This is a genomic window from Micrococcus lylae NBRC 15355 (assembly GCF_001570885.1).
In the GTDB taxonomy this organism is placed as follows: domain Bacteria; phylum Actinomycetota; class Actinomycetes; order Actinomycetales; family Micrococcaceae; genus Micrococcus; species Micrococcus lylae.
Window position 1 is genome coordinate 1 of the sequence record NZ_BCSN01000032.1, and the last position, 22,372, is coordinate 22,372.

20 protein-coding genes, 1 tRNA gene, 1 other RNA gene, 2 pseudogenes and 1 other annotated feature are annotated in these 22,372 nt (G+C 71.3%); of the genes and pseudogenes, 6 read left to right on the forward strand and 18 right to left on the reverse strand.

What is annotated here, in order from left to right; genetic code table 11:
- Positions 1 to 73: 73 nt before the first annotated feature.
- From MLY01S_RS07715 to MLY01S_RS07730, 4 genes and pseudogenes are all read left to right on the forward strand, one after another.
- Positions 74 to 144: transfer RNA gene (locus MLY01S_RS07715), tRNA-Cys, on the forward strand.
- A gap of 204 nt (positions 145 to 348) precedes the next feature.
- Positions 349 to 1,290 (forward strand): cation diffusion facilitator family transporter, encoded by a 942-nt coding sequence (locus MLY01S_RS07720; protein WP_067190892.1) that lies wholly within the window; start codon positions 349 to 351, stop codon positions 1,288 to 1,290.
- 58 nt (positions 1,291 to 1,348) lie between these two features.
- On the forward strand, positions 1,349 to 1,732 hold the full coding sequence (locus MLY01S_RS07725; RefSeq protein WP_102213404.1) for an ArsR/SmtB family transcription factor: 384 nt from the start codon (positions 1,349 to 1,351) through the stop codon (positions 1,730 to 1,732).
- A 214-nt stretch (positions 1,733 to 1,946) separates the two neighbouring features.
- Positions 1,947 to 2,450, forward strand: a pseudogene (locus MLY01S_RS07730) (HAD-IC family P-type ATPase); the annotation flags it as partial.
- Here the strand turns inward: MLY01S_RS07730 and MLY01S_RS07735 are convergent.
- A pseudogene (locus tag MLY01S_RS07735) lies at positions 2,447 to 3,442 on the reverse strand (IS481 family transposase). The pseudogenes MLY01S_RS07730 and MLY01S_RS07735 overlap by 4 nt on opposite strands.
- Positions 3,443 to 3,502: 60 nt before the next feature.
- Here MLY01S_RS07735 and MLY01S_RS13125 point away from each other — a divergent pair.
- Together MLY01S_RS13125 and MLY01S_RS07745 are read left to right on the forward strand one after the other, a co-directional pair.
- A complete protein-coding gene (locus tag MLY01S_RS13125; protein WP_067190897.1) occupies positions 3,503 to 3,814 on the forward strand; it encodes a transposase in 312 nt (103 codons plus the stop codon).
- Positions 3,775 to 3,903: a sequence feature (AL1L pseudoknot), on the forward strand. Its footprint overlaps the gene before it by 40 nt.
- Positions 3,811 to 4,734, forward strand: coding sequence for an IS3 family transposase (locus MLY01S_RS07745; protein ID WP_067190899.1), 924 nt, complete (start codon positions 3,811 to 3,813; stop codon positions 4,732 to 4,734). It overlaps the preceding feature by 93 nt. The genes MLY01S_RS13125 and MLY01S_RS07745 overlap by 4 nt, the downstream gene beginning before the upstream one ends.
- Positions 4,735 to 5,174: 440 nt before the next feature.
- Here MLY01S_RS07745 and ssrA read toward each other — a convergent pair.
- The 17 genes from ssrA to MLY01S_RS07830 form a co-directional block, all read right to left on the reverse strand.
- Positions 5,175 to 5,545: a transfer-messenger RNA gene (gene ssrA, locus MLY01S_RS07750) on the reverse strand.
- Positions 5,546 to 5,731: 186 nt separating this feature from the next.
- A complete protein-coding gene (smpB, locus tag MLY01S_RS07755) occupies positions 5,732 to 6,247 on the reverse strand; it encodes an SsrA-binding protein SmpB (RefSeq protein ID WP_067190902.1) in 516 nt (171 codons plus the stop codon).
- Between the two features lie 117 nt (positions 6,248 to 6,364).
- On the reverse strand, positions 6,365 to 7,024 hold the full coding sequence (locus tag MLY01S_RS07760; protein ID WP_067190904.1) for a CoA transferase subunit B: 660 nt from the start codon (positions 7,022 to 7,024) through the stop codon (positions 6,365 to 6,367).
- On the reverse strand, positions 7,024 to 7,833 hold the full coding sequence (locus MLY01S_RS07765; RefSeq protein ID WP_067190906.1) for a CoA transferase subunit A: 810 nt from the start codon (positions 7,831 to 7,833) through the stop codon (positions 7,024 to 7,026). Before MLY01S_RS07765 ends, MLY01S_RS07760 begins: the two co-directional genes overlap by 1 nt.
- An 88-nt stretch (positions 7,834 to 7,921) precedes the next feature.
- On the reverse strand, positions 7,922 to 8,686 hold the full coding sequence (locus MLY01S_RS07770) for a 3-hydroxybutyrate dehydrogenase (protein ID WP_067190912.1): 765 nt from the start codon (positions 8,684 to 8,686) through the stop codon (positions 7,922 to 7,924).
- 125 nt (positions 8,687 to 8,811) lie between these two features.
- Positions 8,812 to 10,026, reverse strand: a complete 1,215-nt coding sequence (locus MLY01S_RS07775; protein WP_067190913.1) for an acetyl-CoA C-acetyltransferase — start codon at positions 10,024 to 10,026, stop codon at positions 8,812 to 8,814.
- Between the two features lie 235 nt (positions 10,027 to 10,261).
- Positions 10,262 to 11,386 carry a peptide chain release factor 2 gene (prfB, locus tag MLY01S_RS07780; RefSeq protein WP_067190915.1) on the reverse strand — a complete coding sequence of 375 codons (1,125 nt, stop codon included), beginning with the start codon at positions 11,384 to 11,386 and terminating at the stop codon, positions 10,262 to 10,264.
- Positions 11,387 to 11,398: 12 nt separating this feature from the next.
- A complete protein-coding gene (locus tag MLY01S_RS07785; protein ID WP_067190917.1) occupies positions 11,399 to 13,837 on the reverse strand; it encodes a phosphotransferase in 2,439 nt (812 codons plus the stop codon).
- Complete coding sequence (locus MLY01S_RS07790; RefSeq protein ID WP_067190918.1) at positions 13,834 to 15,678, reverse strand: ABC transporter ATP-binding protein; 1,845 nt, start codon at positions 15,676 to 15,678, stop codon at positions 13,834 to 13,836. The genes MLY01S_RS07785 and MLY01S_RS07790 overlap by 4 nt, the downstream gene beginning before the upstream one ends.
- Positions 15,678 to 16,946, reverse strand: a complete 1,269-nt coding sequence (locus tag MLY01S_RS07795) for a glycosyltransferase family 4 protein (RefSeq protein ID WP_067190920.1) — start codon at positions 16,944 to 16,946, stop codon at positions 15,678 to 15,680. Before MLY01S_RS07795 ends, MLY01S_RS07790 begins: the two co-directional genes overlap by 1 nt.
- A 15-nt stretch (positions 16,947 to 16,961) precedes the next feature.
- Positions 16,962 to 18,197, reverse strand: a complete 1,236-nt coding sequence (locus tag MLY01S_RS07800; protein WP_067190926.1) for a glycosyltransferase — start codon at positions 18,195 to 18,197, stop codon at positions 16,962 to 16,964.
- Complete coding sequence (locus MLY01S_RS07805; protein WP_082739849.1) at positions 18,187 to 19,479, reverse strand: glycosyltransferase family protein; 1,293 nt, start codon at positions 19,477 to 19,479, stop codon at positions 18,187 to 18,189. Before MLY01S_RS07805 ends, MLY01S_RS07800 begins: the two co-directional genes overlap by 11 nt.
- A gap of 230 nt (positions 19,480 to 19,709) precedes the next feature.
- Positions 19,710 to 20,156, reverse strand: coding sequence for a pilus assembly protein TadG-related protein (locus MLY01S_RS07810; protein ID WP_067190927.1), 447 nt, complete (start codon positions 20,154 to 20,156; stop codon positions 19,710 to 19,712).
- A gap of 58 nt (positions 20,157 to 20,214) precedes the next feature.
- Positions 20,215 to 20,643, reverse strand: a complete 429-nt coding sequence (locus MLY01S_RS07815) for a hypothetical protein (RefSeq protein ID WP_087133867.1) — start codon at positions 20,641 to 20,643, stop codon at positions 20,215 to 20,217.
- A gap of 43 nt (positions 20,644 to 20,686) precedes the next feature.
- On the reverse strand, positions 20,687 to 21,031 hold the full coding sequence (locus MLY01S_RS07820; RefSeq protein ID WP_082739851.1) for a TadE/TadG family type IV pilus assembly protein: 345 nt from the start codon (positions 21,029 to 21,031) through the stop codon (positions 20,687 to 20,689).
- A gap of 104 nt (positions 21,032 to 21,135) precedes the next feature.
- Positions 21,136 to 21,330: a hypothetical protein gene (locus MLY01S_RS07825; RefSeq protein WP_369804933.1), complete on the reverse strand. Its 195-nt coding sequence runs from the start codon at positions 21,328 to 21,330 to the stop codon at positions 21,136 to 21,138.
- Between the two features lie 107 nt (positions 21,331 to 21,437).
- Positions 21,438 to 22,367: a type II secretion system F family protein gene (locus MLY01S_RS07830; protein ID WP_227718757.1), complete on the reverse strand. Its 930-nt coding sequence runs from the start codon at positions 22,365 to 22,367 to the stop codon at positions 21,438 to 21,440.
- Positions 22,368 to 22,372 lie beyond the last annotated feature (5 nt).

Here is a 22,372-nt window from a genome sequence, read left to right on the forward strand (position 1 = left end):
TTGCGCAACATCCTCACCGGAGCGTTCAACCTCGTCGCCGGGCTCACCCCGGGCGACGAGGGCTGAGACCTGCGGTGCCGTGACCGAGAGGATAGGCAGCGGCCTGCAAAGCCGCCCACACGGGTTCGAATCCCGTAGGCACCTCCGACAGCCGCGCCCCGGTCCCAGGACGACTCCCGTCCTCGGGCCGGGGCGCGGCTTCTTCGCCACAGGTCTTCGGTGCGTGTCGTGCACCGCATCGCCAAGAGTCGTCATCATCGCCCAAACGCGTTAGCATCGTCGTACGTCAATGAATCAATGGGAGAGCCGCGGCCGCCGATCCGCGGAGGAGATGGAGAACGAGCAGACATGGGCGCAGGACACGACCACGGCCACTCGGCCGGCGAGGCGGGACATCCCGGGGACTTCCGCAAGAAGCTCTGGATCGCCTTCGCGATCACCGCGACGATCGTCGTCGCGCAGGCCGTCGGCTCGGTCGTCACCGGCAGCCTCGCGCTGCTGACCGACACCGCGCACGCGATCGCCGACGCCTCCGGCCTGCTCGTCGCGCTGGTGGCCGCGACCCTCACGCTCAGGCCGACGACCTCGAAGCGCACCTGGGGATTCCGCCGGATCGAGGTGATCGCGGCCCTCGGCCAGTCGGCCCTGCTGCTGGTCGTCGGCACCTACGCCGCCGTCGACGGCGTCCGCCGCCTGTTCGACCCCCCGGAGGTGCCGGCGACCGAGCTGCTGGTCTTCGGCATCGTCGGCCTGGCCGCGAACATCGTGGCGATCGCGATCCTCTCCTCGAGCCGCGGGGCGAACTTCAACATGCGCGCCGCCTTCCTCGAGGTCCTCAACGACGCCCTGGGCTCCCTCGGGGTGATCGTCGCCGCGATCGTCATCGCGACGACCGGCCTCCAGCAGGCCGACGCCGTCGCCGGCCTGTTCATCGCAGCCCTCATCATGCCTCGGGCGTTCAAGCTCATGCGCGAGACGGTCGGCGTGCTCATGGAGTTCACCCCCAAGGGCCTGGACCTCGACGAGGTCCGCGAGCACATCCTCGCCCTCGACCACGTCAAGGACGTCCACGACCTGCATGCCTCCACCGTCGCGACCGGCCTGCCGACGCTGACCGCCCATATCGTCGTCGACGACGAGTGCTTCACCGACGGCCACGCCGCCGAGACCCTGCACGCCGCCAAAGACTGCGTCGCCGAACACTTCGAGGTCTCGATCCACCACTCCACGTTCCAGGTCGAGACCGAGCACATCGCCGAGCACGAGCCCGCCTCGGTCAAGCACGACTGAGCGCACGGCGTCGCGGAGCGTATCCATGACCGAGAAGGAGTATCATCGTCATATGGCGATGAAGAGTGCGATTGCGGAACCGGCGACCTGGGCGGACGAGGTTTCTGAGATGACGGCCGCGGCCTGCCTCTTCCACAGCTTCAGCGATCCCTCGCGCCTGGTGATCCTCCGGCACCTCCGCCTCGGCGAGCACCGGGTGGTCGACCTCACCGAGCACCTGGGCCTGTCCCAGAGCACCGTCTCTAAGCACCTGGCCAGCCTCAAGGAGACCGGCCTGGTCGTCTCCCGCCCCGAGGGCCGCGCCTCGGTCTACTCGCTGCAGCACCCCGAGGCGCTCGTCGAGCTCTTCGCCGCCGCGGAGAAGTTCCTCGCCCTCACCGGCGACGACGTGAAGCTGTGCTCGCTGCACGGTTCGCCGGAGTCCGAGCAGCTGGCCGGCTGAGGAACGGAGCCGGGTCGGATCGCCGCCGAACTCGGGGCTCGACCACGTCACGGCCCAGCGAATGACGGGATCAGTCTCGCCTGCGGCCCGGGATGAGCCTGGCGGAATTGAGGATGAACGCGGTCTCGCTGCCGACGTGGACGAACGCGGCCGCGACCGGCGGGAGCAGGCCGAGGCCGGCATGACCGTCGTGGTCGTCGAGGCCGACGGCGAGGCCGCCGAGGCGGGCATCGACGAGGTCCGCGCCGAGCAGCTGCCCGCCGACAAGGCCTCCGCGATCACGGAGCTGGCCACCGCGCGCCCAACGGCGATGGTCGGCGACGGCCTCAACGACGCACCGGCGCTGGCCACGGCCACCGTCGGCATCGCGATGGGTGCGACCGGCTCGGCCGCCGCGGTCGAGTCGGCCGACATCGCCTTCACCGGCCACGACCTGCGCCTCATCCCCGCCGCCCTCACGCATGCGCGGCGCGGGCGGAGAATCATGACGGCCAACATCGCCCTCGCGCTGGCGATCATCGTCGTCCTGTTCCCGCTCGCCCTGTTCGGCGTGCTGGGGCTGGCCGGCGTCGTCCTCGTCCACGAGGTCGCCGAGGTCGCCGCGGTCGAGAGCGCCTGCTGCTCCTTCGTCGACTGGAGAGTCGTGGACGAACAAGTGCATCTGCGCCTGTTCGTGACTGGCACACCGGAGCAGCTGGTTGCACTGAACGTCGGTTAGGTGTGATGTCCAGGGAGGTTGTTGAGCCTGGTGGCAGGCGCTGCGCCGATCGCGGAGTGGACGCAATGATGATCGTAGAAGTGCAGCCATCCAGCCAACGCGGCCCTGCGCTGCGTCTCTGAGCTGTAGAACCGGGCGTAGGCCCATCCGTCAGCGAGCGTGCGATGGAACCGCTCGATCTTCCCGTTCGTCTGCGGCCGGTAGGGCCGAGTCCGCTTGGGCTTGATCCCGAGCTCGGTGCAGGCATCACGCTAGGCATGCCAGCGGTAGGCCGAGCCGTTGTCCGAGAGCACCCGCTCCACCTGCACGCCCAGGCGCGCGAAGCAGGCGCCCGCGCGGCGCAGCACCGCGATGGCCGTCTGGCTGCGTTCATCGGAGTGCATCTCCACATAGGCGAAGCGGGAGTGATCATCGATCACGGTGTGCAGAAAGCCCACCCCGAGCCGGGGCTGTTATCGGGCATCACGGGTTCCTTCGCGGTCCGAGGTCGCCGCGCGGTGCTTCATGCCCTGCTGACGCCCGACGAATCGGTGTCCGCCCCCGTCGGGGATGCGGCCGAACTTGGTGACGTCGACGTGGATCAGCGAGCCGGGGTGGGGGTGCTCGTAGCGGCGGATCGGCTCGCCGGTGACCCGGTCCAGACGGGCGAGGCGGTTGATCCTGCAGCGCACGAGCACGGCATGGACGGTGGAGGCCGGCATCCTGAGTTCTCCGGCGATCTGTGCCGGCCCCAGGCGTCGGCGCCATCGGGCGGCCACGATCTGTTTCACCACCGCCGGCGGTGTTCTGGTCGGCATCGTGGACGGCCGGCTGGACCGGTCTGCCATCCCTGCAGGTCCCGCGGCCCGCAAGCGTGTGGCCCATTTGCGTTCGGTGGGTGGGGAGACCATGAACGTCTTGGCCGCGGTGGCGACCGGCCAGTGCTCCTCGACGATGAGCTTGGCCAGGCGTAGGCGGGCGCGAGGGGTCAGGGCGGCGTTAGCGTGGGACATGAAGGCTGAATCGCCCCGGGAATAATAGAGGCAGGGAGATTGGAAGAAGGAGACTCTCTCATGCCAGTGAAGTACTCGGACGAGCTCAAGGCCCGAGCCATCGATCTTGTCCTCCACGCACAAGCCGATCAGGACTCGGCCCATGGAGCGATCACGCGGGTAGCGAACGAGCTCGGCCTGAGCAAAGAGACGCTGCGGGTCTGGGTGCGCAAGCACAAGATCTCCGGCCACCAGACCCCAGCTGAGTCCGTAGGTCTTGAGGTCGAGAACCGTCGGCTACGTGCCGAGTTGGCAGAAGCCAAACGGGCCAACGAGATCCTCAGGAGGGCTTCGGCTTTCTTCGCGGCGGAGCTCGACCGCCCATCCAAGTGATCGTCGATTTCATCGACGAGCATCGTGACGAGTTCGGAGTCGAGCCAATCGTGCGCGCCCTGCAGGGGACGGCAGCACGGATTGCTGTGAGCTCGTATTACGCGTTCAAGAAGCGCAGGCCCTCAGCCCGGAGCCGTCGAGACGCAGAGCTGATGCGAGTCATCAGCGACGTGTACGAAGCAAACTACTCCTGCTACGGGGTGCGGAAGATGTGGAATGAGATCAACCGCGAGTACACGGATCGGTTCGGGCAGGTCGCCCGGTGCACGATCGAGCGGTTGATGAAGCAGTTGAGCATCGAGGGTGTCCGACGCCGTAAGAAGCGTCCGAAGACGGCCTCAGCCAGGGCCGAGGAATGCCCGGAGGACCTCGTCGAGCGCGAGTTCAGTTCTGAGGGCCCGAACCAGTTATGGGTAGCGGACATTACCTATGTGCCAACGGAGTCAGGCTGGGTGTACAAGACGTTCATTGTGGACGTGTTCCATCGGGAGATCGTCGGCTGGCAGGTGACGAATCATATGCGCGAGTCGTTAGCGCGGGATGCGTTGACGATGGCGTTGGCGGCGAAGTTCCGGGCCGGTGAGGACGTGTCCGGGCTGGTTCATCACAGCGATCGCGGGGTCCAGTTCAAGTCCATTCGCTACGGCGAGACGCTGGCGGAGTCCAACATCATCGCGTCCGTGGGATCGCGCGGGGATTCATTCGATAACGCGATGGCTGAGGCGTTGAACTCGGTGTACAAGGCCGAGCTGATCGACCGACAGCGGTGGTCCGGCCTCATAGAGGTCATGGCGGAGACCTCGCGGTGGGTTGCCTGGTACAACCAGCGTCGGCTGCATTCGGGAATCGGCTATCGACCGCCGGTCGAGGTTCATGCTGAGTGGATCAACCAGCATCGGTCAGCGCTAGTTGCGGCGTAGAAAACCAAGAAGCAGAGCCTCTATGAAACCCGGAGCTTGACAGGCCTTCTGTTCGCGTGAGCGGTTTCTTGACAACTCCACTCTCGCAACAGGAGGCCTTCGCCTGTCAGCTGTTCACGCAACAACGTCCATGAACATCACACCTAGTGCTGCATCGGCGCCTGAGACACGATCAAAGGCGCCTAGCGTGTGGTTCACGTAGTCCACCATCAGGCGGGCACGGAACCTGCCGTTGGGCAGGGTGGTGATTCCCCGGGGTGTCTTTCGTACGTTGCCTCTTGCCACGCCGCCCTCATTCCGTGTCCGACAGTGGTCTAAGTACCTGGTACGGCCTGAGTGACAGCGACCATTGATGGCAAGTGACAGGCCTAGGCAAAATCCGCTAGAACATGCGGAAAGGCCCCGGAACCGTGAGGGTTCCAGGGCCTTCCGAGTGTGATGAGTGGAGCCGGCGGGAATTGAACCCGCGTCCGATGCAGTGTTGTCAGGGCTTCTCCGGGCGCAGTCTGCTGCGGGTGTTGCTCGGCCCTGTCCGTCCCGCAGACGGGCGGACAGCCCGGGCCCAGCCGGATTGATGTCGGTGCCACGACCCCCGGCGAGGGTGACACCCAGTGGCTATCTAGCTGACGCCACGGTCCGAGGCGATAGCAACCTCGGGGTGACGGACTCGATCACTGATCAGGCAGCGAGAGCGAAGTCAGTGCGCTTGGATTCGGCACTTATTGGTGTGCAGAGAGCGTTGACGAGATGACTCTGCATCCTCGGCCCGCTTCCCCTGTCGCGACATGCATCGTCGAAACCGATCGGCCCCTTGGTCGGGGACGACTCCCACTATGGAGTTGTCAATCACCACTGTGCAGTGCCGCCGCTGATGCGGCCTGCGAGTTCCATAACCTACCACGCCCCGGTTCCATTCCCCAGGGCCGGCGGGTGCTGTGACCGCCTCGCCGTGCGGCCGTGCGGTCCGGACGTCGCCCGGCCCGCTGCCCGACGACGGTCAGGCCACTCCGGCGCGACGGTTGCGGATCCGCATGGCCCGCTGGGCCTCGCGCTGGTCCTGCTTCTCGCGCAGCCTGTGGCGCTTGTCGTACTCGCGGTTGCCGCGAGCGATGCCGATCTCCACCTTCACGCGGCCGTCCTTGAAGTAGAGGGACAGCGGGACGATGGTCATGCCGGGGTCCATGATCTGGCGGCTGATCTTGGTCAGCTCGGCGCGGTGCAGCAGCAGCTTGCGCCGGCGACGCGCGGTGTGGTTGGTCCAGGAGCCGTTGAGGTACTCAGGGATGTAGACCTGTTCGAGCCAGAGCTCGTCCCGGTAGAAGACGGCGAAGCCGTCCACCAGGGAGGCCTTGCCCTCGCGCAGGGACTTCACCTCGGTGCCGGTGAGTACCATGCCGGCCTCGTAGGTGTCGGAGATCGTGTAGTCGTGGCGGGCCTTGCGGTTGGTCGCGATGACCACGCGCTCGCCCGGGGCCGGCTGCTTCGCGGCCTTGCCCTTCGCGTTCTTGCCCATGGTTCCCTTCCTTCCGCTCGGTCTGCACACGGGTGCGTCCGCATGCCCGGCGTGGGCATGCAGACGCATCAGTCTACGGCACAGCCGGTGGAGTGACGCCGGAGACGGCGGCCGTCCTCAGCTCAGCTTCGCGCCGGTCAGCTCGCGGACCTGCTCCTCGGTAACGCCGGGAGCACACTCCACCAGCTTCAGCTCGGGTTGCTCGGGAGTGCCGACCACGTCGATCACGGCGAGGTCGGTGATGATGCGGTCCACCACGGCCTTGCCGGTGAGCGGCAGGGTGCACTGGTCCACGATCTTCGGGGTGCCGTCCTTGGACACGTGGTCCATCATGACGATCACGCGGCCGGCACCGTGGACCAGGTCCATCGCACCGCCCATGCCCTTGACCATCTTGCCGGGCACCATCCAGTTGGCGAGGTCGCCGGAGGCGGAGACCTCCATGCCGCCGAGCACGGCGACGTCGATCTTGCCGCCGCGGATCATGCCGAAGGACAGGGCGGAGTCGAAGAAGGAGGCGCCCGGGTTGACGGTGACGGTCTCCTTGCCGGCGTTGATCAGGTCCGGGTCCACGTTCTCCTCGGTGGGGTACGGGCCCACGCCGAGGATGCCGTTCTCGGACTGCAGCACCACGGTGCGGCCGTCCGGGATGTGGTTCGGGATGAGGGTCGGCATGCCGATGCCGAGGTTGACGTAGGCGCCGTCCGGCAGCTCCTGGGCGGCGCGGGCGGCCATCTCCTCACGGGTCAGGCCGGTGGGCTTGGTGGTCTGGCTCATCAGGACTGCTCCTCCTTGGCCTTGCGCACGGTGCGCTTCTCGATGCGCTTCTCGATGTCCTTGCCGACCTCCACGATCCGGTGGACGTAGACGCCGGGCAGGTGCACCTCGTCCGGGTCGATCTCACCGGGCTCCACGAGCTCCTCGACCTGCGCGATGCAGACCCTGCCGGCCGTGGCGGCCGGCAGGGAGAACTGGCGGGTGGCCTTGGTGAAGACCAGGTTGCCGTGCCTGTCGCCCTTGGCGGCGTGCACGAGCGCGAAGTCGGTGACGATGGACTTCTCCAGCGCGTAGACCTGGTTCTCGGCCGGGTCCACGCTCACGTAGCCCTCGCCGAGGACGAAGGTGTCGGTGGGCTTGGCCTCGGAGGCCTTCACCACGTTGCCCTCGGCGTCGTAGCGCATCGGCAGACCGCCCTCGGCCACCTGGGTGCCCACGCCGGAGCGGGTGTAGAAGGCGGGGATGCCGGCGCCGCCGGCGCGCAGCTTCTCGGCCAGGGTGCCCTGCGGGACCAGCTCGACCTCCAGCTCGCCCTCCAGGTACTGGCGCGCGAACTCCTTGTTCTCGCCCACGTAGGAGCTGGTCATCTTGGCGATCCGGTGCGCACCCAGCAGGATGCCCAGGCCCCAGTCGTCCACGCCGCAGTTGTTCGAGACGATCGACAGCTCATCGGCGCCCTGGTCCAGCAGGGCCTCGATCAGCTGGATCGGGTTGCCGGAGAGGCCGAAGCCTCCGACGGCCAGCGAGGCGCCGGACGGGATGTCCGCCACGGCCTCCGCGGGGGTCGCCACGGTCTTGTCCAGACTCATGTGTCCTCCTCCTTGAGGGTCCCGGGCCGGCTCGGCCCGAACGTGCAGGGTCGGTGTCGCGGCCGCGCCCGCAGGCGAGGCCGCTCGGTCAGTGGGCGGTCCAGCCGCCGTCGATGGTGTACGAGGCGCCGGAGACGAGCGCGGCGTGCTCGGTGGCCAGCCACAGGGCGAGACCGCCGACCTCCTCCGGCTCCACCAGGCGCTTCACGGCGGCGTCGGCCAGCAGGACCTTCTCGAGGACCTCGTCCTCGCCGATGCCGCGGGTGCGCGCCTGGTCCGCGATCTGCTTCTCCACCAGCGGGGTGCGCACGAACCCGGGGTTGATGCAGTTCGAGGTCACCCCGTGCGGGCCGCCTTCGAGCGCCGTGGTCTTGGACAGCCCCTCGAGGCCGTGCTTGGCCGCCACGTAGGCGGACTTGAACGGCGAGGCGATCAGGCCGTGGGCCGAGGAGATGTTGATGATCCGGCCGAAGCCGCGCTCGTACATGCCGGGCAGGGCGGCGCGGATCAGCAGGAACGGGGCCTCGAGCATGATGCGGTGGATCAGGCGCCAGGTGTCCGGGTCGTAGTCCTGGATCGGGTCGATCCGCTGGATGCCGGCGCAGTTGACCAGGATGTCCGTGTCCAGCTCCAGCTCGTCCAGGGCCCGGGTCTCGGACAGGTCCACTGCCCAGGCCGTGCCGCCGATCTCCGCGGCCACCGTCTCTGCGGCCTCGGCCGAGACGTCCGCGACCGTGACCTCGGCACCGGCGGCGGCGAAGGCCTCCGCGCAGGCCCGGCCGATGCCGGAGGCGCCTCCGGTCACCACGGCACGGCGCCCGGACAGGGACAGGGTGGTGGCGTTCTCGCTCATGTCGAGGGACCTCCTGGCTCGGACGGGATGCTTCCCGACGACGGCCGCTCGCCTGCGTCAGGCGGGTGGCCGCCGTCGTGGGTCACTGTCCTCCTGCGGCCCCACGGCCGCAGGAGGAAGCGCGCTCAGCGGAACAGGACCAGGGCCTCACCCTGGCCGCCGCCGCCGCAGAGGGCGACCGCGGCGCGGCCGGAGCCGCGGCGGTTTAGCTCGTGGGCGGCGGTCAGGGCCAGGCGGGCACCGGAGGCGCCGATCGGATGGCCCAGGGCGATCGCGCCGCCGTTGACGTTGCAGTGCTCGGCGGAGTAGTCCAGGTCCTTGAGGGACTGCAGGGAGACGGCGGCGAAGGCCTCGTTGATCTCGATGAAGTCCAGGTCCTTGACCTCCCAGCCCTGCGTGGACAGGGCGGCCTTGATGGCGTCGGACGGCTGGGAGTGCAGCTGGGAGTCCTTCGGGCCGGCGGTCTGGCCCGGGGCGCCGACGGTGGCCAGGATCTGCAGGCCCCTCTCCTCCGCGTAGGCGCGGGAGGTGACGATCACGGCGGCGGCGCCGTCGGACAGCGGGGAGGCGTTGCCGGCGGTGATGGTGCCCTCCTTGGCGAAGGCCGGGCGCAGGCCGGCGAGGGTCTCGGCGGTGGTGTCCGCGCGGACGCCCTCGTCCTTGGAGACGACCACCGGGTCGCCCTTGCGCTGCGGGATCTCCATGGGGGCGATCTCCACGTCGAACACGCCGGCGGCCTGGGCCTGGGCGGCGCGCTGGTGGGAGCCGGCGGCGATCTCGTCCTGGGCGGCGCGGTCCAGGCCGCGCTCCCCGTTGCCGGACTCGGTCAGCTCGCCCATGGCCTCCTTGGACAGGGCGTCGGTGAGGCCGTCATAGGCCACCGAGTCCAGGACGGTGGTGGGGCCGTACTTGTAGCCCTTGCGGGCGCCGACCAGCAGGTGCGGGGCGTTGGTCATGGACTCCTGGCCGCCGGCCACCACGACCTTCGCCTCGCCGAGGCGGATCAGGCGGGCGGCGTCGATCACGGCGGTGAGGCCGGAGAGGCAGACCTTGTTGATGGTCATGGCCGGCACGTCCCAGGCGATGCCCGCGGCGAGGGCGGACTGGCGGGCCGGGTTCTGGCCTGCGCCGGCCTGCACGACCTGCCCCATGTAGACCATGTCCACGTCCGCGGCCGGGACGCTGGCGCGCTCGAGGGCGTGCTTGATGGCGTGCGCGCCGAGCTCCGTGGCGGCCAGGCCGGCCTGGGCGCCGAGCAGGCGGGTGAACGGAGTGCGGGCGCCGCCGACGATCACCGCGTCGGTCGGCTGCGGGGCGGGGACGGCGTTCTGCTCGGCCATGGTGACTCCACTTCCGCGGGGCGCACACTCCGGCCCCGCTGTCAGTTAATCGGGATGAACTGGATTCTGTCTCCCAGTCTATGACCTGGATCACCCGGTCGGCCACCGTGTGCGGCCTGCGCGTCGCCCCTCCACCGCCCCGGACCTCGTCTCCGGGCGCACGACGACGGCCGGTCGCCTCCGTGCGGAGGCGACCGGCCGTCGTCGGGAAGCAGGCGCGGACGCGCCGGGAGGATCAGGCCTGTTCGGCGGCCTCCTTGATCTGGGCGGCACGCCAGCGGATGCCGGCGTCGATGAAGTCGTCGATCGCGCCGTCGAACACGGAGGACGGGTTGCCCTCCTCATGGTTCGTGCGCAGGTCCTTGACCATCTGGTACGGGTTCAGCACGTAGGAGCGCATCTGGTCTCCCCAGGAGGCCTTGACGTCTCCGGCGAGCTCCTTCTTCTTCGCGTCCGCCTCGGCCTTGCGCTGCAGGAGCAGGCGGGACTGGAGCACGCGCAGGGCGGCGGCGCGGTTCTGGATCTGCGACTTCTCGTTCTGCATGGACACGACGATGCCGGTGGGGATGTGCGTCATGCGGACCGCGGAGTCGGTGGTGTTCACGGACTGGCCGCCCGGACCGGAGGAGCGGAACACGTCCACCTTCAGCTCCGACTCGGGGATCTCGATGGAGTCGTCCGCCTCGATGAGCGGGACGACCTCGACCGCGGCGAACGAGGTCTGGCGCCGGCCCTGGTTGTCGAAGGGGCTGATGCGCACCAGACGGTGCGTGCCGGCCTCCACGGACAGGGTGCCGTAGGCGAAGGGGGCGTTGACCTCGAAGGTCACGGACTTCAGGCCGGCCTCCTCCGCGTAGGAGGTGTCCATCACCTTGGTGGACCAGCCGCGCTGCTCCGCCCAGCGCAGGTACATGCGCATGAGGATCTCGGCGAAGTCCGCGGCGTCCACGCCGCCGGCGCCGGCGCGGATGGTCACCACGGCCTCGCGCGGGTCGTACTCGCCGGAGAGCAGGGTGACGACCTCCAGGTCCTGCAGCGCCTTGGCGATGGAGTCCTTCTCCGAGTCGGCCTCGGCCAGCAGGTCCGGCTCGTCCTCCTCCGCGGCGAGCTCCACCATCGTCTCGAGGTCGTCGATGCGCTCCTCGAGCTTCTTCAGGCGGTTCAGCTCGGCCTGACGGTGTGAGAGCTTGGAGGTCACCTTCTGAGCGGCCTCGGGATCGTCCCACAGGTCCGGCGCGGCGGCCTGCTGCTCGAGGTCCGCGATGTCCGCCGTGATCTTCTCGAGGTCGGACACCTGCTCGATGGAGGACAGGGTGTGGCGCAGAGCAGAGATCTCTGCGGCGAAGTCAGTTTCAGCCATGGTGGGTCCAGCCTACAGCCGACCGGTGAGCTCGGCCTCGAGGTCCGCCGCGGCCTGCGCGTAGCGGGGTCGCAGCGCGTAGACGCAGCGCAGCCGCAGCAGGGTGGCGTGCTCGTAGAGGCCGATCCGCGGCGCGGGCAGGCCCTCGGCGGAGGCCAGCTCGTCCACCGTGCGGCGCACGACGTCCGCGCGGGCCGCAGACCAGACGCCCTGCCGTTGGCGCCACAGCGCGTGGGCGCGCAGGTTGCCCAGGTCCAGGGCCGGGTCGCCCAGGCAGGCGGTGTCCACGTCCAGCAGGCCGGGGCCGAGCTCCGGGTCCCAGAGCAGCTGCTTGTCATGCAGGTCCCGGTGGGTCGGGACGTTCCCGACGGCGGGCAGTCCCCTCAGCGTCTGCCCCACCTTCTCCACGGCGCGGACGAACCCCGGCTGCGCCCCGGTCCAGGCGGCGGTCCGCTCGAGCCAGTCGGCCAGGACGGCGGCCTCCTGCGCCGGGCCGTGGACGGGCAGGGCCGCCGCCTCCTGCACGGGCAGGGCCGCCGGGGCGGGGATGCCGGCGTTCTCGGCCGCACCGTTCGGGCGGGTTCGGCGGGCCGCGGCGAGGGCCTCGGCGATCTCCGCCCAGGCCCGGTCCCATTCGGCGGCGGTGAACGCGGACTCGTGGTGGAGGCTGCGGCCGGGCAGGGCCGCGAACGTCACGGTGGCCTCGGTGGAGTCCAGCACCTGCGGGGTGCGGAAGCCGGCCTCGAACGCTCTGGCCCGCTCGATGCCGTCCAGGATGCCCTGGGCCCTGCCGGCGCGGACGACCTTGGTGAAGGTCTCCCCGTCGGCACCGGCGGCGCGGACCACCGCGCGCTTGCGGGGACGCCAGGAGACCACGGTGCCGCCGGCGGCCACGAGCGGGGCGAGGGCCTTCAGCGTTGGATCGGCGTCGGCCGGCGAGAGCTCGAGGGAGCCGTCCCGCCAGAGCCCGGCGCGCAGGGCGCCACCGCTGGAGACCTCCACGGCCAGCTCGCCGTCCGCGCCGGAGGGCCAGCAGCGGTCCACGGCCCAGAGACGGCCCTCGGCTTCGGCCTCGGCCGGGGGCAGCGCGGCGAGCAGCGGTGACTGCTCGGCCGGCGACCCCGGGGCGACGGTTGAGGCCGAGGCGACGCGAGATCCGGCGGTGACGGACCAGGCGGAGGTCACGGAGCCGTCGTCGGGAAGGTCTGAGCCTGCAGCGGAGGCACGGGCGGCCTCCAGCTCGCGCAGGCACGCGCGCAGGTGGACCACCCGGTCGGTGATCTGCGCGGCCCAGTCCGCGTGGCGGCGGCGCAGCGGGTCCACGGCCGCGGCCAGGTGGGCGTAGGCCTCCCAGGCGAGCACGGTGACGCGGTCGACCTCCCCGTGGGCTCGGGCGTGGCCGGCGGCGTGGGCGTCGGCGAGCGCGGGCAGCTCCTCCCGGCGGCAGGCGGCGTTCCAGGATCCGAGGTCCACGGCGGCGGGTCCGGTGCAGGCGCGATCCACATCGATGATCCGGACTCCCTCGGTGCCGTCCGGGGCGGCGGCGAGGACCTGGTCCGGGGACCAGTCGCCGTGCAGCTCCACGGCGGGGTCCTCGGCGCAGGAGACCTCGAGCAGCGGCTGCAGGTGCGCGGCGGCGTCCCGGACGGCATCCTCCAGCCAGGCCGCCGCCGACGCGATCGCCTCGGCCGCGGCGGGGGCGTCCGGGACGAACCGAGGCAGCGGCGAGCCGGCGACGGGCAGGGCGTGCACGGCGGCGACCGCCTCGCCGGCAGCCTCGGCCGCGGACGCGACCGGGACGGCCTGGAGGTCCCCGGCGCCCCAGAACGGGGAGGACGCGGCGGTGCCCTTGATGCCGACCGGCTCAAGCGGCACCACCGGCACCCCGGCGGCAGCCCAGCGGGCGACGGTGGCGACCATGCCGCCGGCCTCGTCCAGGCGGCGCGCGTGGATGCGGACGACCTCGTCCCCCACCCGCACGACCGCGCGGCGCCTGGGGTTGTGACGCAGCACGGTCCAGGTGGCGTCCGGGCGGCGCTCGGCGAGCGCGGCGCGGGCACGTTCCAGGGGCACCGCGAGCGCCGGATCGGTCCAGAGGCTGCCCCAGAGGACGGTGGCGTCCCCGTCCCAGCGGTGGAGGCGGACGTGGTCGGCCCGGCCGATGCGCTCGGCACGGCGCAGGGCGGAGTCCGCCTTGTCCTGGTCCCGGGTGAGCATCAGCCAGCCGTGGCCGGCCTCGGCGAGCGGGGCGTCGAGCGGCTCGGTGCCGTCTGCGCCGAGGGCACGCCAGGAGAGGACGATCGACTGTCCCGGCTTCACGCGCTCGTGCACGGCCTGCACGCGGCGGCCGATGATCCGGGACAGGCCTGCGTCCGAGAGGACCTGCTCCACGCCGGGCAGGGCGGTGAGCGCGGCGCGCTCGGCGTCGGCCGTGTGCTGGTCGGGGGTCATGCGCTCTCCTCCTGGTGTTCGGCCGCTGCCACGCGCTGCTGCGCGGCCCACTGGGCCACCCGGGTGTCCGGGCGACTGAGCAGCTCCGCCGGGGCGCCGTCCTCCACGATCCGGCCGTCCTCCAGCCAGAGCACGCGGTCCAGCTCGCGGATCATCGAGAGGTCGTGGGTGATGGCCAGCGTGGTGCGGCCCTGGGTGAGCGTCCAGAGGGAGTCCTCCACCAGGGCGCGGGAGGCCGGGTCCAGGCCGGTGGTGGGCTCGTCCAGGATGACGATCGGGGCGCGGCGCACCAGGGCGCGGGCGATCGCGATGCGCTGGCGCTGGCCGCCGGAGAGGGTGTCTCCGCGGGCGCCGAGCATGGTGTCATAGCCCTGCGGCAGCGCCCTGATGAACTCGTCCGCACCGGCGCGGACCGCGGCGGCCTCGACCTGCTCGTCCGTGGCGTCCAGGCGACCGTAGCGGATGTTCTCCCGCACGGTGGTGGCGAACAGGACGGACTCCTGGAGCAGGATGGACACGTGCGAGCGCAGGTCCGCACGGGTGACCTTGCGGGTGTCGTAGCCGTCCACGAGCACGGCGCCGGAGCCGGTGTCCGCCAGGCGCAGCAGGTAGCCGGCGAGGGTGGATTTGCCCGCACCGGAGGGGCCGAGCAGGCCGACGCGCTGCCCGGCCGGGATCATCAGGTCCAGTCCGGTGAACAGCGGGCGGCCGTGGCCGTCCTTGGCGCAGATCCTGTCGAAGACCACGTCTCCGGCCACCTGTTTCATGGGGACCGGGTGTTCGGGGTCCTGGATCTCGATCTCCTCGTCCATCAGGTCCGCGATGCGTTCGCCCGAGGCGGCGGCGCGGGCGATGCGTCCGGTGTACTTGGCCATATCCCGCAGCGGCTTCATCGCGGTCTTCAGGTACATCAGGAACAGCACCATGTCCCCCGGTGTCATGGCGCCCTGCATCACCTGCAGGCCGCCGAACCCGAGGACCACGGCGGTAGACAGGCCCACGAGCACGTCTGTGAAGCGTTCGAGGCCGGCGGCAAGCTTGCGGGCCTTGATGCCGGCCTTCAGCGCCTTCTGGTTGCCGGCGGCGAAGCCGGCGGCCACGGTGTCCTCGAGGCCGTAGGCCTGGACCACCCGGACGGCACCGAGCGCCTCGGCAGCATCCCCGACCAGGGCGCCCTCGCCCTTGCGGGTCTTGCGGGAGGCCCGGGTGATCTTGGGCGTGGCGATTTTGGAGATCACCAGGTAGACGGCCCCGGTGGCCAGCACCACCACAGACAGCGTGGGGTTCAGGACCATGACCACCGCGAACAGCACCACCACCGTGAGCAGGTTGCCGATCAGCGGCAGGCCCGCGGTGACTGCGACCTCCTGCAGGCGGCCCATGTCCCCCACCAGGCGCTGGGAGGTGTCTCCCACGGAGGCCTGCGTGTGGTAGCGCAGGGACAGGGACTGGATGTGGTCGAACACCCGTGCGCGCAGCCGGGTCACCACCTTCACGCCGGTCTTGGCGAACGCGATGGTGGAGATGTAGTTGCAGACCGCGCGCCCGGCCACGATGCCGGCGAGGATCAGCGCCCAGGTGACCAGGGTGCGGGTGACGTCCCCGCTCAGCCCGGTGGCTGCGGAGACCTGCGCGCCGAGGGCGACCGTCACGGCGTCCACGGCGATCTTCACCGGCCACGGCTCGAGGATGCGGAAGACCACGTCCCCGAGCAGGGCGAGCATGCCCACCAGGATCAGCGCACGGTGCTCCCCCAGGTGCGGGCGGATGAGCGCGAGGGTGCGCCGGGTGGGGCCCGGCCCCTCCGCCTTCCCGGACCTCTTCCTCAGTGCGAGTGCCATCAGGCGGTGCGCTCCTGGACCCGGGCCAGCAGGTCCGCGGCGCGGTGGCCCCACGTGTGGTGGGCCTCTACGTCCGCGCGGCCGGCGGCCGCCAGCTTGGCAGTGAGCGTCCGGTCCGCGGCGAGTCGGGTGAGGGCGGCGGCGAGCGCCTGGGCGTCGCCGGGGCGGACGGCCACGCCGCGGCTGCCGACGGCCACGCCCTCGGCGTCCGGCTCGCCGGCGCCGAGGACCTGCGGGATCTCCCCGACGGCCGAGGCCACCACGGTGGCCCCGGCGGCGAGGTACTCGTAGACCTTCAGCGGGGAGAAGTAGTGGTCCTCCGGGTTCTGCGGCCGCGGGTACGGGGCGGTGGCCACGTCCCAGGTGCCGACGACGGCCGGCACCGACTCCGGGGCGACGGCCCCGTGGAACGTGGTCGCCTGACTCAGGCCGAGGCGCTCGGCCTGCTCGCGCAGGGCCTCCAGCTGGGGTCCGGCACCGCAGAACTCGATCCGCCAGTCGGCGGCGGCCGCGCCGGCCGCGGCGACCGCGTCCAGGAGGGTCTGGGTGCCGTGCCAGGGCTTCAGCGTGCCGAGGAAGCCCACGGTGAACCCACGGGCGGCGGGCTCGGGCGAGCCGCCGTCGTCGTGCAGGAACGCGCCGGAGGCGGCGTGCCGGGCGAGGGGGCGGATGCGCTCGGTGTTCACGCCGTTCGGGATGACCACGGTGGCCGCGGCGGCGGCCGGCACGTCCCGGCGGACCCAGGCGGCGACCGGCTTGGACACGCAGGAGACCACGTCCGCGGCGGACAGGGCGGACTCGGTGAGGGCGACGGCGGTGTCCACGTCATGCAGAAACCGGTGCGCGGACTGCTCGGCCACCAGCGGGGCGTTGACCTCCATCACCAGCGGGATCCGGCGGCCGGCGGTCTCGGACAGGGCGGCGGCCAGGCGGGCGCCGACGTCCGAGAACAGGGCGTAGCGCTCGTAGACCAGGTCCGCGCCATCGGCCGCGGCGGCGGCCAGCATGCGGTCCCCGGCGCGGCGCAGCTCGACCTCGCGCTCGGCGGAGCCGGCGACGGAGGCGACCGGGACCACCACGACCTTCAGGTCCGCCAGGTCCGCGGGCACGGACTCGACGCCCTTCTTGTCCCCGCGGCGCAGGCAGTACACGGTGACCTGGTGGCCGAGGCCGCGCAGGGCACGGGTGATCTCCTGGACGTGCACCGAGGCGCCCTTGGTGCCGAAGGGGCCGATGCCGGGGTCGGCGAGGAGGTAGGCGATCTGCATGGTCAGTGGATCCTCTCAGGCGGTCACGAGGTCCCGCAGGCGGGCCGCCTGGCCCGCGCAGCCGAACAGCTCCTCCACCTGGGCGCGGGCGGCGGCGGTGAGTCCGGAGTGGTCCGCGTCCGGGGCGATCGCCTCGGCCACGGCGGCGGTGAGGGCGGCGGTGTCCCCGGTGGGCACGAGCCAGCCGGTCTCACCGGTCTTCACGACCTCGCCGACGGCGGTCACGTCCGCGGCCACACAGGGCAGACCGCGGGCCATGGCCTCCAGCAGCACGGTCGGCAGGCCGTCGGCGTTGCCGTCCGATCCCACCACGAAGGGTGCCACGAACACGTCCCGGGTGCCGAGCAGCTCGGCCACCTCGGCCTGGGTGAGGGGGCCGAGCAGGTGCACGTGCTCGGTGAGGCCGAGCTCCTCGATGCGGCGGCGCAGGGCGGGGGCGAGCGGGCCGTCCCCGGCGATCTCCGCGGTGACCTCATGGCCGGCGGCCCGCAGGCGGGCGACGGCCTCGACGACGTGCTCGAAGCCCTTCTTCTCCACCAGGCGACCCACGGCCAGCAGGCGGGCCGGGCGGTCGGCGGTGCGGGCCGGACGCTCCACGTAGGGGAAGCGGTCCAGGTCCAGGCCGTTGCGGACGAGCCTCAGGGTGCCGGTGGACTCGGGGAAGCGACGCTTCAGATCGTCCACGTTGTACTGGGAGATGGTGACGGCGTGGTGGGCGTCCGCGAACTTGGCCTGCAGGTCCTGCGGGTCCACGTCCTCGTGGAAGATGTCCTTCGCGTGGGCGGTGAAGGAGTACGGCAGCCCGGCGATCTTGGACGCCATGCGGGCCACGGTGGTGGCCACGGACGCGAAGTGGGCGTGCAGATGGGTGACGCCGTGCTCACGGGCGGCCCGGGCGACCTCGACGGCCTGGTGGGCGTCGTCATGGCCCAGGGCCACCAGCTCGGGCAGGTGCGCGGCGATGCCGGCGGTGAGGGAGCCGTCCCCGTGCTCCCCGCCGTCCGCGGCGACCGCACCGGCCAGGCCCTGCCAGAGGCGGTGGGCGGAGGTGGGGCGGCCGATGTGCACCACCGGGGCCTTCACCCGGGCCAGCTCGGGGTGGAAGCGGGCGTCCGTGGTGGGGCGCAGGGAGAAGATGACGATCTGCTCGCCCTGGGCCTCGCGGGCCAGGATCTCGGAGACCACGAAGGTCTCGGAGAAGCGCGGGTACATCTTCAGGACGTAGCCGATCACGGGGGTCTCAGCAGGCATTCTGGGCCTCCAGGGAGGAATCGATGGAGCGGGTGGGCAGGGCGGCGGCCTCGCCGCTGAGGACGGCGCGGGCGGCGCGATGGCGGGTGCGGCAGGAGCGCACGACCTCCGCGGCGAGCGGTCCGATGTGCGCGAGGCCGTCCAGATCCAGGTGGGCGCGGTCCACGCGGCGGGTGACGGCGTCGGTGAGCCAGTGGCCCACCACGGCGGGGCAGACCTCGGCCATGGGCACGGTGTCCACGGCGTCGGCGGCGGCCAGGGCGGCGGCGCGGCGCGGCTGCTCGGCGCGGCGGGAGGCGCGCGGGACCACGAGGGCCGGGGTGTCCGTGGCGAGGACCTCGGCGGTGGAGTTGTAGCCGCCCATGCAGACGGTGGCCGCGGCGTGGGTGAGCAGGGCCGGCAGGTTGCCGACGGCGCGGCGGACCTCGATGCCGGGGCGGGCAGCGCCCTCGGCGCCGGTGACCGGGGCCGAGCACGGGTTGGCGGCGGCGGCCTCGCGGACCCGGGCGACGTCTGCGGCGGGCATCTGCGGGCCGGTGACGATGATGTGGCGGTGCCCGGCCGGGACCTCGGCACCGGCGGCGGCGAGCAGGACGTCCACGCCGTCCGAGCCGCCGCCGACGGAGGTGAGGATGTACGGGGTCTGCAGCGGGGCGCCCTCGTCCTCCGGACGGCCGCGGGAGAGCAGGCCGGTGAAGCGGGTGAGCTCGGCCAGGTCCGCGGGGATCTCGCCGGTGGCGGTGGGGTCGTAGACGGCGCGGTCCCCGTAGACCCAGAGGGCGTCATAGTGGGCGGCGACCTCGGCGGCGCCACCGATCGTCTCCCATTCGCCCCGCACGGCGGCCGGGGTGTCCAGCACGTCCCGCAGCCCCAGGACGGTGGCGGTGCCGTGGTTCTGGCGCAGCTGGGACAGGGCCGGCTTGAGCTCGCTGTCCACGCCGAACGCGTGGCGGTCCGCGATGAACAGGTCCGGGGCGAACGCGTCCAGGGCGGAGGCGATGACACCGGAGCGCATGTCCGCCAGATCCTGCACGGACATGCCGATGTTGCGGGCCGCGTAGCCGCCGGCGGTGCGGGAGAACCCAGGCAGCAGCAGCCAGTCCCAGCCCTCCGGGAGGGAGTCCTGCGGGGCGTCCGGGTGGCCGGCGATCAGCATGCCGGTGACCTCCTCGCCGGTGAGCTTCGGCAGGGAGTTCGCCAGCGCCCAGGCCAGGGCCCGGTTGCGCCGGGCATGGCCGAGGCCCACCGAATCGTGCGAGTAGAGCGCCACGCTGATGCCCATGGGATGGCACCTCCTGAAGCCGTCCGTGACCGGCCCTGTGCCGATCGATGGGGACGACGCTAGGCAGGGTCCATGAGGCGTTCATGAGACCGCAGGGAGGTGTTCATGAGAGGTGCTCATGACAGGTGTTCATGAAAGGTGTTCATGAACCGCTGGCCGGCCCGGCCGGTGGACGGCGTGTCGGCGGGGGTGGACGGACCCTGCCGCCGTGGTGGGTGTCCGTCAGGTGGTCAGCGCTGGAGCGACGTGCGGGAGCTCCCTTCCGCGGAGATCGGCACCCGGGCCGGGAGCACGTCGGCGAAGGCCGGCGGCAGCGGAAGCACGTCGGCGGTGCCGGTGAGCGTGACGACGACCGTGGTGTCGTCCGGCGCAACGTGGGCGTGGACGCCCGCCAGCCCCGGAACGGTCTCCGTGGCCCCCACTGCTGCGAGGTACTCGTTTACGGCCTGCCGGGCCTCCGCGTCCGTCAGGGCGAGTCCGGGGCCGGTGTCCAGCGCGAACGCGACCGCCTCGGCACCGGATGCCGCCGCCCCATCCGCCAGGGACTGCAGCTGGCGCGCCTGCACGTTCACCCAGGTGGCGGCGAACATCACCAGGACCAGGGCGAGGACGATCACGGTCATGCCGATGACCAACGGCGTGGTCTGGCCGTCCTCGGCGGCGAGGCGTCTGCGCATCGTTGTTCCCTTCATGCGGCGGCAGGTCGGCGGTGCCGGAGCCCGGGTCAGGGCGCCGTCAGAAGCGGGGCACCCGGTGGCGGGCGTCCGAGGTGACGGTGACCGGTGCGGCGGTGATCCCGAAGAGCTGGTCCAGCACCGGCAGCGGCACCTCCACCCGCACCTGGACCTGCGCGACCATGCCCGGCTGGCGTTCGAGGCAGCTGCCGGGATCACACTGCACGTGGACGTCATACATGTCCGCCAGCACGCCGTAGTCCTTGAGCGTCCTCTGGGCGACCGCGTGCACCGACGCGCCGGCCGTGCCCTGTTCCTGGGATACCGCGGCCCGTGCGGCCTGGTCGGCGGCGGCGACCGCGCCGTAGGCGGCGGCCTGTGCCTGGGAGACGAACAGGAGCACGTAGAACAGCGGGACCAGCAGGACGAACGTCAGGCCGAGGAACTCGACCACGGCGGATCCCCTGTCCTCCCGGAGACGGTTCGCCATCACCCCACGGCTCGGTCCCGATGGAACAGGGCGAGCCTGCTCGTCAGTACCGGAAGGCATGGCCGTGCACCTCCCACTCGATCGGCGAATGCCACAGCCCGAGCACGGGCATGGTGCCGGTGACGGTGACCCGCAGGACCGGGGTGCCGCCGTCGCTGAGGTCCTCGGCGGACACGCTGGTGCCCAGGGCGGTCACCGAGCCGGCTGCCAGGACCTGTTCGGCCCGGGCGACTCCGTCTGCCGCCGTGCGATCCGCCAGTGCTCCGTAGCGGGCGCCGGCACTGGCAGCGTCGATCATCGCGTTGCGGGCGTGGACGGCGATCGCCCCCTGGACCAGCGTCAGGAACAGGACCGCCAGCAAGGCCAGCACCATGGTGCTCTCGGCCACGGCGCTGCCTCGCTCCCCCGCCGACGGGCCGGCCCGTAACGGGCGGCACCGGGGCGGAGCCGGCGCATTGCTCCGGTGCGGAGCGGTCGGACGACGGCCCACGGTCAGCGGGCGGCGTCGTTCACCTGCTGGATCGCCTGCTGGAACATGCCGCTCAGCGCAGGTCCGGCGATGGCGATCAGCGTGGCGACCAGGGCAGCGGACATGAGCGTGATCATGACCCAGCCGGGCACGTCGCCGCGCTCGTCTGCGGCGCGCTCACGGGCGTCGCCGAAGAAGGCGGCGACGGACTGCAGCATCATCATGGCCTTGGTCTGGATATCCATGGTGGGTTCCCCTCTCGTGGTGTCAGCCTGGCTCTCAGGCGGATTCGGTGGTGATGGCTATTCAGTTGTGCCCCGACGTGTCAGATCCCGATGTCCAACAGTGCGATGCCGGGGAAGACTGCGAAGAGGACGGTCAGCGGAAGGATTCCGAAGACGAGCGGAATCATCATGTGGACCTCTTTCCGCCCGGCCGCCTCCATGAGCTCGCGTTTGGACAGCTCCCGGACGTCCTGGGCCTGGGCCCTGACGACGTCGGCCAGGGGCGTGCCGCGCTCGAGGGCGACGAGGATGCCGTCGATGAACCGCTCGAGCGGCGGCAGCTGGGTCCGACGTCCGCACGCCTTGAGGGCTGCGGCCAGCGAGGCCCCTGCTCTCATGTCCGCCAGGGTTCGGGCGAACTCGTCTGCCAGCTCTCCGCGGGCCGTGACGGTGATCCGTTCCAGGGCGCCGGTGGTGCTCTCGCCGGCGCTGACGGACAGGGCGAAGAGCTCGGCGACGGACGGGAACTCGGTGAGGATGCGTCGGCGCCGTCGGGTGATGGCCGAGGCGAGCATCGAGTCGCGCGCCACTACGGCCAAGCCAGTGAACGAGACGACCAGCAGCACCGCCACGACGACACCGATGCGGTCGAGGCCAACGAGGGTGACGGCCAGCAGCGTGGACACGAGCGCTCCGCCGACGCCGAGGACGACCTGCTGGGCCCGGTAGTCGGCCACGGACAGGTCGCTGCCGGCCGCATCGAGCTTGCGGCGCAGCGACTCCTGCCCCGGGTTGAAGCGCTGCAGGGTACCGATGCCGGCGCCGAGGAGCGGCTGGACGATGCGGGCGAGTCCGGACCAGGGAGAGGCCGGTCCCTCCTGGGCGAGCAGGCTCGAGGCGGGCGCGTGGTGCCGCATCTGCGGCTCGACGCGCTCGGCCAGGCTCGGGCGCCATCCCCACGGAAGGTGCTGGACGATGAGGAACAGGCCGAGCCCCAGGGCCAGCCCGAGGCCCAGCGCGATCGCTGTCATGCCGT